1 protein-coding gene is annotated in these 1,268 nt (G+C 39.4%); it reads left to right on the top strand.

Annotation, left to right across the window (positions count from 1 at the left end; all coding sequences use genetic code 11):
• The coding region (locus BJI48_RS09210; RefSeq protein ID WP_143428801.1) for an autotransporter outer membrane beta-barrel domain-containing protein at positions 1-990 on the top strand (990 nt) is incomplete at its 5' end.
• Between the last annotated feature and the right edge of the window lie 278 nt (positions 991-1,268).

Raw genomic sequence — 1,268 nt, 5'->3', positions numbered from 1 at the left:
ATCTTTAAATCCTCTACTACCAATCGCCTCTCAATGCTAAGCAATCCTTTTGGGGGAAGCAATAATAGCTTTGAAGCGATGATTAAAAAAGCCATGCAATACAAATATGCTGATAATGGTGAGGGTATCCAAACCGATGCCCTCAATGCCCTAGAAGCCACAATGCTTACAGATGAAAAAACAAACAATGATGTCTATGCCCAAGTCATTGGAGGCTATTATACAGGTAGTGGTAAGAGTATGGTTTATGGGGGGAATATGGGTTATGATCGCTTTATTACTGATAATGTTATCTTAGGCTTTTATCTGGGCTATGCTTATGCTAAAAGTAGTGCTAGCAAAGAAAATAATCAACGTGTCTATTCTCATAATGCCCAAGCAGGGATTTACTCTCGTATTATCGCTGGGCATAATGAAATCGATATTTCTTTAAATAACAATACCGCCTTTATCAATAATACAGAAAAACTCCAACTCGCTGGGATGGATTTCAATCAAGAAAAAGATACGATGAATAACACCACCAATCTATCCTTAAGCTATGGCTATGCCTTTGGTCTCCATACCAATGAACATAAAGGGGCATTGATTATCAAACCTACTCTAGGGGTATCAGGAGGCTATAGTATCAATAGGGGTTATAAAGAAAAAGGCTTGGCATTTGAGCAAAAAGGCTCTAACGCTTTTAGTGCGAATGCGAGCATTGGGCTTGAACTACGAAAATACTTCCAAGATGGGGGCTTTTTTTATATTGTTCCGGGAGCTGATTTTGAGCTTTATAATAGTTTGAGTGCGATTAATTATAATCTTGGGGGTATTGAGATAGTTATGCCATTAGAAGATAAAAAATACATCTATGGGAGCTTATTTGCTGGTGGGGAATTTAAAATCACTTCTTCACTTTCAGGCTTTGGTTCTATTGGAGCGAAGGTAGCAAGTGCTGATAGACAATATTATAGTGGGTCATTAGGGGTAAGGTTGAAGTTTTAAAGGATTAGGGGGTTGAATGGGTGGAGCGGTCTTTGGGTTGGTTTGCAAAAACTGAATTGAGTAGGAAATAATGGAAACCTTAGAAAAGGGGTTGATGACCAGCGGTAGCTGGGAATAACCCTATCCTTTAGGAGCGAAGCAGAGTTTTACTCTGCGTAGTGGTCTTCAGGTTTGTTTTTAAACAAACCGAGTGGAAAAGATAAAGGCTTTCGCCTGATGTATTTTGTAATATGCAAGGTTTGATGTTTGGGCTTCGCCCTTTGAAGGGAAGGGGGGCT

It is taken from the genome of Helicobacter sp. 11S02596-1, from assembly GCF_002272825.1.
Lineage (GTDB): Bacteria > Campylobacterota > Campylobacteria > Campylobacterales > Helicobacteraceae > Helicobacter_J.
This window is presented reverse-complemented; position numbering and strand designations above follow the sequence as displayed.